At 39.9% G+C, this 7,787-nt stretch carries 7 protein-coding genes; 2 read left to right on the forward strand and 5 right to left on the reverse strand.

The features are described 5' to 3' along the window. Nucleotides 1-604: 604 nt before the first annotated feature. Nucleotides 605-772 (reverse strand): hypothetical protein, encoded by a 168-nt coding sequence (locus ACWFR1_RS39670; RefSeq protein WP_453560823.1) that lies wholly within the window; start codon nt 770-772, stop codon nt 605-607. A 501-nt stretch (nt 773-1,273) separates the two neighbouring features. Between ACWFR1_RS39670 and ACWFR1_RS39675 the strand changes: the two genes are divergently transcribed. Beyond that, nucleotides 1,274-1,753, forward strand: a complete 480-nt coding sequence (locus ACWFR1_RS39675; protein WP_010890187.1) for a DUF3967 domain-containing protein — start codon at nt 1,274-1,276, stop codon at nt 1,751-1,753. Nucleotides 1,754-1,763: 10 nt separating this feature from the next. Here the strand turns inward: ACWFR1_RS39675 and mobV are convergent, their stop codons facing one another. Beyond that, nucleotides 1,764-3,284 (reverse strand): MobV family relaxase, encoded by a 1,521-nt coding sequence (gene mobV, locus ACWFR1_RS39680; protein ID WP_376642773.1) that lies wholly within the window; start codon nt 3,282-3,284, stop codon nt 1,764-1,766. Between the two features lie 477 nt (nt 3,285-3,761). Between mobV and ACWFR1_RS39685 the strand changes: the two genes are divergently transcribed. Beyond that, a complete protein-coding gene (locus tag ACWFR1_RS39685) occupies nt 3,762-4,436 on the forward strand; it encodes a hypothetical protein (RefSeq protein ID WP_376206252.1) in 675 nt (224 codons plus the stop codon). 318 nt (nt 4,437-4,754) lie between these two features. On the opposite strand, the gene ACWFR1_RS39690 is transcribed toward ACWFR1_RS39685, so the two are convergent. The 3 genes from ACWFR1_RS39690 to ACWFR1_RS39700 all read right to left on the reverse strand — a co-directional run bounded on the left by ACWFR1_RS39690 (nt 4,755) and on the right by ACWFR1_RS39700 (nt 7,564). Further along, nucleotides 4,755-5,354 carry a type II toxin-antitoxin system PemK/MazF family toxin gene (locus ACWFR1_RS39690; protein WP_157694098.1) on the reverse strand — a complete coding sequence of 200 codons (600 nt, stop codon included), beginning with the start codon at nt 5,352-5,354 and terminating at the stop codon, nt 4,755-4,757. Nucleotides 5,355-5,620: 266 nt separating this feature from the next. Then, nucleotides 5,621-6,235, reverse strand: a complete 615-nt coding sequence (locus ACWFR1_RS39695; protein ID WP_376642771.1) for a hypothetical protein — start codon at nt 6,233-6,235, stop codon at nt 5,621-5,623. Between the two features lie 309 nt (nt 6,236-6,544). Then, nucleotides 6,545-7,564, reverse strand: coding sequence for a protein rep (locus ACWFR1_RS39700; RefSeq protein WP_089030066.1), 1,020 nt, complete (start codon nt 7,562-7,564; stop codon nt 6,545-6,547). Between the last annotated feature and the right edge of the window lie 223 nt (nt 7,565-7,787).

Genomic DNA, 7,787 nt, shown 5'->3' on the forward strand with positions numbered 1-7,787 from the left:
CACTCACACCTTTCTATCGTGCGTTCGTGGTCTTTATTTCCTTGCGTAGCCTATAAGGGTCACGGGTTGAAACAAAGTAAAAAGCCGTGACCCTTTTATAGGCGAAGCTTTCCTAAATGTTGAACGACTCGGCTTTTCCGATGCTATTAGTGTTCGGGAGGAACGGGGATAGTGTTTAAAAATAAACCCGTTTTAAACCCGTAAAACAAGGCATTTTAAACACTTAAAACAGCTATAAAAAAAGGCGGACTGTTTTTACAGTCCGCCTTTCTCTTTAAGCGCAAAAGCCACCAAGCCAGAAGCACTTATTTTTATCATAGCACTAAGTTCTTTTCTTTTAACAGACAAACAAAAAACTATAGTGTAAAAAATTTTTATACTATGGGCTTTGCCCAAACCCACCAACGGACGGCCGTTGGATGCCAGCATTCAATCCCCCCAACCCCCCGCATCTTCGGGGGGCTCCCTCGCCGGTTGGCGTCAAACAAACGGGTTTGTTTGAGTGCTGAAAGGGTTCGGGTGGCGCTGAGCGAGTCAACTCCTTAATCCTCCCTACGGTCCGGTTACCGTTGACTCACGCCAAAATCGCTCGCTGTCCTATTTATCAGTCACCGGAATAAGACAGCTCAAACGCTTTTTGTATGTATTCTTCCTCTGTGATTTCTCCATGAAACCGTCTTTCTAAAAGCTTTTCCTCTTCTTCCGTCAGCACTAAACCCTCAAAGCCAAGGGTTGCTCTCACTTGTCTCATAGCCGTTTCAAAATCAATCATTTGTCTCTACACCGCAGGTTCAATCGTCAATTTTGTTCCATCAGGCAGAGACATTTTCAAGGTATTCAAAGCATCCTCCGCTTCCTTGATCGTCTCGAATATATCCTCTCGTTTCTCTCCGCCTGGGTGTGTGCTCGTGAACGTAATTTCCGTTCCTTCCAACTCGCCTACTATACGATATGCCATGTGATTCCCCTCCCTTTTTCTGTTAGATTATAGCATCCCTTTTTTTAAAAGCCTCTGCAGGTTATTTCCGCCAGTACGCCCCAATTTATTTGGTGCGTATAACTGGGCACTCCGTGACCTCTCCTAAATTCCAAAACAAACTCAAACATAAAAGAACTCAAGCAGTCCCCTGTCATGACTGGATTTTTCCTCTCGTTTAGGTACGCAGCGCTCCTTTTCAATTGCACCCTTTTACAAAACAACTCAAATAAAGGGTGCAGCACTTAAAGGTCTTTAGTATCGCTATAGCGAACCCTTTTTACGAGGTGATACGTTATGGATATGGGAATCAAATTATCATCAAAGGACGTCGCAAAACACCTCGGTATAGAGCCAGTAACTGTCCGCAAGTATGCCAGTATGCTTGAAGAACAAGGCTACTCGTTCAATAAAGATTCGAAAGGATGGCGACTCTATACCGAGGATGACGTAAAGACTTTAGAGTATCTATGTACAATGACTAAGATCAATGGACACTCACTCGACGAAACGGTAAAGCACATAGCAAGCTTATATCGTTCTAAACTGACCATATCGGATACCGCTACATCGCTACAGGACAATCCTTTAGTCGAATTCATGAAACGACAGGAAGAATTCAACCGCCACATGGCAGAACGGATGGAACGATTCGAAAAAAGACAGCAAGAAAGGCACGAGACACTCACCGCTGCATTACGTGAGTCCCTTGAGACACAAAAAATGATCGCAGCCACCAAACAAAAAAAGTGGTGGAAATTTTGGAAGGGCAATTGATTGCCCGTTTTCACCGCTCTAATTCATTGTCCTTGTATTTATTGGCTTCTCTAGGCATTCCAGCCGTACGGAAAAACGATGCCGCTAATTTCCGCATCTTTGGTAATTTTTCTTTAGCCCACTGAACCATTTTGTCTTTCCATTGTTCCAGTACGGCAACTCTCTCTTTTAGTGTCTTATTTTCTTTTTTTAACGCCTTGTTTTCTCCAGCCACTTTTTCAAGCGTTTGATTCTGCTTCTTGGCGAAACTCAAAACCTCAGCATACTGACCGTTTCTCTTATCAAGTTCCTGTTTTAGCTTTAGGCTCTCCTCAGCTTCGCGATTCCTCTCAATGATCAAGCCTTTATTTTCAGCTGACAGTTCCTTATTTTCCGTTCGTAAAGCCGTCAGCTCCTCCTTCACTTCCTGCCGCAGATCCTCACGCTGCTCTTCCGTAAATTCCTTTGCAAGCTTGCGCCGCATTTCCTTTTTGGACGCTTCAACTTCTGAATGGATCCTACTCTGCAGTTCCTGAAGCCGTTGGTCTTTTTCATCCGCCCGATCTGCTTCCTGCCGGGCGATAGACTGCCAGCGCTCCTTTTCCTGCGTTTCCGACTTCAATTGCCCCGCCAACTCGGCTGCCGTTTTAGTTTTCTGCTCCGCATAGGCATACAAAGCATGGAGTTCCCGCTCCGGCACAATGACTTTATCCTTTTTGAGCCACGCTTTTTCATGTTCAATAGTCGGCATTTTCAACTCTTCAGCCTTAGCTGTCAGCGATTCTTTTTTCACTTCTATAACTGCCTGAACAGCTTTGTTTTGCTTTTCCAGTTCCTCTCTCTGCTTTTCCTTTAAAGCAATTTCAGCATTAAGCCGCTCAAGCTCCGCTTGCCGCTGATTTATTTTATACTGGTGAACATTCTCATGCTTCTTTTCGCTTGGTTCGCCGCGCACCAGGTCAAAACCGTTTTCAACCATGTGCCGATGAAAATCATCTTGAATGGCTTTCATCTTCAATTTGCCATTAAAAAAATCTTTCGCAGAGAGTCGGCCGTCCTCCGTGATCGGTACAATACCAACATGCATATGGGGAGTCGCTTCATCCATATGGACTGTGGCATAAAGCATGTTTTCAGCGCTGTATTTCTCTTTCAAATGATCAACCGCTGTTTCAAAATAGCGCCGCTGCTCCGCATCGCTCAACCCGTTCATATAGTCAGGACTTGCCGTGATCAAAAATTCGCTGACCAAAACAGCATCCGCTCGGACCTTCCGTTTGACTCGCCCCTCAATTTTTTCATGAATCGCTTTTGAATAGCTAATCGGTTTCTCGTTCACTAGATCATAATTTAAGTGCGTCCGCTCCCGATCAATATTTTCATTTTTGCTTTTTTGAAACTCCCGCTGATTGTGTTTTTGCGTTCCATTCAATCTATCTTTTTTGTATTTTTCCATCCTGATGACTGCATAATTTGCCATGAGAAAAACCCCCGATTCAGACCACTGTATAGGGGTTATGGTAACACAAAGTTTATCTTTGGTGTAACGCACTACACCAAATTGTTCCTACGGATTCAATTTGGACGTGCGACCTGCGGTGCCGGTGGCTCTCTCATTCTCGCTATCGCATCGAAAGTTCGTGCCACTTGTCGGCTGTCCGCCGACCCGACTTTTCCGCCGATGAGAGATCGGCAGAAAATCGGAAAAACCCTTGCTGCTCCCGCAGCATCGAACCACATGAACAAATTGTTCTGTGTGTCAAATTTTCAAATAGAGAAAGTACGCTGCGGTAACACGCATCTACTTTCTCTATTTTCACATCTGCTCACCCAATAAAAATAAAGTTGAACCGTTGATATATCTTCATTTCACACACTTTGAAAACCGCAAAAATGCCCGCAATCAAAAGTTCAATCTCATAGGAATTTTTATTCAATTTATTTTAAATATTGTTATTTTATTCATATTAGGATACAAGCTATGTTAACGTGAATTCGGTACCAAAATCATACAAGGGAGAGTGTGAAAATGAGGAAATGGATTCTGTTTATGATTATCAGTTTTGTTACACTTGGATTGGTATTACCTTCTAGCACATCTGCTGAAGAAGTAAAGAGTAAGTACACACCTCAAGACTACGAAAATTACCTTGCCCATTATGATGAAAATGCTGCTAAAGCCGCAGGTGTTTCTCCAGAATACATAGCCGCTGCCGTTATGGAGCCCGGGAAAGCACTTCAAGACTTCAAAGCCTTATCACCAGAAGATCAGGAAAAGCTTGTAGAAAGCTTTACGAAACTTGATCCAATCAACACTGAAACAGAAGAAACAGTAACTCAGCAACCTATTCAGACTCAGGGAGACAAAGGCGTTTCTTACGAAAACTCTGTGAAATTTTTTGGCGCCCCAGTGACTACTTATAGAGTTTCTGTGAATTACAATGTAACAAAGGGCAAAGTGAAAAAGATCAACTCTTCCAGTGCAAGAGTAGTCCGTAATTGGAATCCAGTTGTACGCACAGGATTAAATACTGGAGGCAAAAATGCTTGGGTCACTGGTGACAACAAAGCCGCTGTTACAGGAAGTTTCTATTACCAAATCGGGCCAATCAAAGATGTCGGCATCACTTTAGGTAATGTTTTCATTAAAGCCGTTGGAGATAAAAACGGAAAGAGAACATACAAGAAATTCACTGTTGATTGAGCCTACAAAGTGAGGTCATAGCATGTCAAAACGTATGAAAGTAACATTGTGGAGCATATTAGGAGTCGTAGTCGTATTAAGCCTAATCGGTATCATCGCTTACTACCAGACACCTACAACGTAAAAAGCCACTCCATAATGGAGTGGCTTTTCCTTTTGACCATGTATAAAACATGGTAAGTTAAGTTTTTATGTGACCGCATGGTAAGCATCACTGCTTACAAGGGCATTATTTAATATTTCAGCTATACATTAAGTATATGCATCCTTTTTCAGATGTGAAATAAACTATACACTATTTATATAAAAAAGTCAACATCATTCAGTATTTTGTTGTGTGTTTTTGATATTGGTATACAACTTCATAATTCGTTGATCAATGGAGTCCATTTGTTCATTAGTCAATTTAAAAGCTACATCAGACGACTTTTTAGGATTAAAAATCCTGATTTTGCTTACAGATCTCATTTGATTAATCTTAGCAAATGATTCTTTATCATTTAGTCCAGAAATCTTCCCTAAGTATAACTCTTCTGGGTGCAAGTCATCTGCTGTCTGTCCTTCTTTTAAAGACGACAAAGGCACAACATTCAACATTGGACTACTTTTAGAATCTTTTTTTACGACTACTGCATAGTGTAATCCACCAAATTCAGCCCCAACATTGAACCCAAAATGAACAAAAACAATATCTCCCCGTTTATACTTCTTTAATCTTTTTGGATCAAAATTCGTTTCCCATTTTAGATAATTATTCTGAGTATCTAACCAATCTAAAAATATAGAACCACGCTTCTCATCCATATTTTCCACTATAGACTGCAAATTATTTAAAAGCTTTTGAGTTCTTTGTTTTAAAGCTGGATCATGCCCTATTTTTTTTGATGCCGTTATCTGATTAGTATTATTTTTATTCATGATTCCCCCCTAGATATATTTTACAGTTAAAGGCCTAGAAGAGAAACTGAATTTCATAAATAAAAGAGTAAGCTTTATAGCCACTCTTTTATTTGATTATGTAATTTTTAATACCTGGATGCCAGTAAGCCATAACCTCAAATACTCCATTTGCAACCTTGTCATCTTCTTCCTCATGTTGACAAGATAACCGTCCAGTTCATAGCCGTGTCAAACATCGTGGAGCCTCGTACACATAAAAAGCAGACCCTAAGGCCTGCTCCGTTTTAAAATTTTTTAGGTGTACCAGTCTGATCAAATTTAACTTTTCCGGTGCTATAAATATAGAACCAAGAATCAAAAGGAACAGAACCTGTATTAAAAGGTGAACTACCTAAATTAATAACAAATGGAAACGTAACTTTACCAGGATTACCACTCTTGTATTTTTTCTCTTTTGCTACCCCTCTACTAATTCTTAAAGTATCAGATACTGGTGTTACTGTTTTTCCTCTATATTCAACTTTAATTTTCCCTGAAATGCCACCTACACGAGAATAACCATAGTATACAGACTGTTTTATATTAAAAGTCTGTTCACCAACAACTGCTTGGGTAGTAATCTTTCCCGGTTCAGCTTTCTTGTTAGTAACTGGCGAACTTTCATATGCATTTATGAATACAGTCCCATCTTCACTTTCAGAAATGGAGACATTAAAGCCTTGTTTTTTCAGGCTATTGTATTCTTTTAATTGTTGAATATTTAATTTAGAAACCTTATTCTCAACACTACTTTGAACAGAATGATTCGCTGCTTGTGCACTCGGCAAACCAGCTGATAATAACGTTGAAAATGCTAAAACAGGAACAGCTACACATTTCAATAGTGACTTTGCTTCCATAATTCCATCTCCTTCAAAAGTTTAAATACGTTTAATTTATACCATTTTTTTCAATGGAATTTTTTGAAAATAAGGAATATTAAGCTAGTTTTAAGGATAATAATAGAAAATTCTCATATCTTTTCTTCTGTTTTTTGTTAATAATAAGAGTATGTTCAAAACATTAGGGAGGAAGATTAATGGATATACCAATGTGGGCCTATATAGTGGTTGGCATTCTTGCTGTTGCTGGATTTATAAGTGTTATGTGGTTTTCTTTTTTCCTAGATAAAAGTGAAAAAAAATAAGCAGGCATCAAGCCTGCTTTTATTATTTGATTATGTAATTTTTAATACCAGGATGCCAATAAGCCATGACTTCAAATGCACCATTTGCTACCTCGTCATCCTCTTCCTCAATCTTAACAAGATCTCCATCTTCAGCATCACCAAGGTTCAGTTCTTTATGTATCTCTTTCAAAATTCCACCATACCCGATCAGCCTACGAGCAGACAGTGCATCATCCAAATAAAACACTGTATTCAGATTGTCTTCTGTCACCTTATTACCGCGCACGACATCCGTATCTTTAACCGGATATTTAGAGATTTCGAGAACAGCTTTTTGCTCCACCATAGCTTCCCGTACTTCGTCCTCAATTTGTTCAGCATTAATCTTCGATTTACCTTTAACTCGACGAATATCGACAATCGGCGTGTAATCCAATTTCATTGCCCTTTTCCATAGGCTTGTCCACTCTGCCTGCTTGATATAATTCTTTCCAAAATAATTCCTCTTTACAGGCAACAGCACATGAAAATGAGGGTGATATGTATCTTCTTTATGGTTTTTGGTAATCTCTAAAGCTCTGAAATAACCTAAAGTAGCTTCTTTGACTCGTTTATAACCGAAAAGACGATTCCATCCTTTCATCATGTCAGTAATCATAGGTTTTAATCCATCGCCCTCGACATTACGAACTGTAAGTGTGAGAAAAATCCAACTGCAGCCATACTGCCGATTCGCTTCCTCAACAATTAATTTATTATGATACGCAATTTTTAACGACCTGCGCCACGCACACATCGGACATAACCTCACTTTACAAAAATGGGCTTGATACAGTTTTAATTTGTCCGTCTCCGGGTCTCTCTTAAACGAAAGATACTCTGCACAACCATTTAATTTTTCAGCTTTTTTGCCGTAGTAAGGTGCTCCGATCTTGCTCTCCAACGCTTCGTAATGCTCCGCCATAAGATTCGTCCGTCTCTTTTTCCCCTTCCAATCCCGCTTTTTACCTGTTGCGGTTTTGTCTTCGAGGATGCTATAATCGTTTTCAGATGAATACAAAATGAAAAACTCCTTCTGAGCTAGTAATCTAGCATTCTATTGTTAAGTGTGGTAACTCAATAATAGCAGAAGGAGTTTTTACCTGTCAAAAAAGCCTCCATCCCTTGACAAATAAGGGATGAGGGCTTTTTTTTTGCCTTGAGATGTTTCTATATAGTATCAAGATAAGAAAAGACCCGATTTCGGCTCCGCCAAAATCGAAAAAAAGCCGGCTGAAAACAGC

Source organism: Streptomyces sp. NPDC055103, assembly GCF_053607625.1.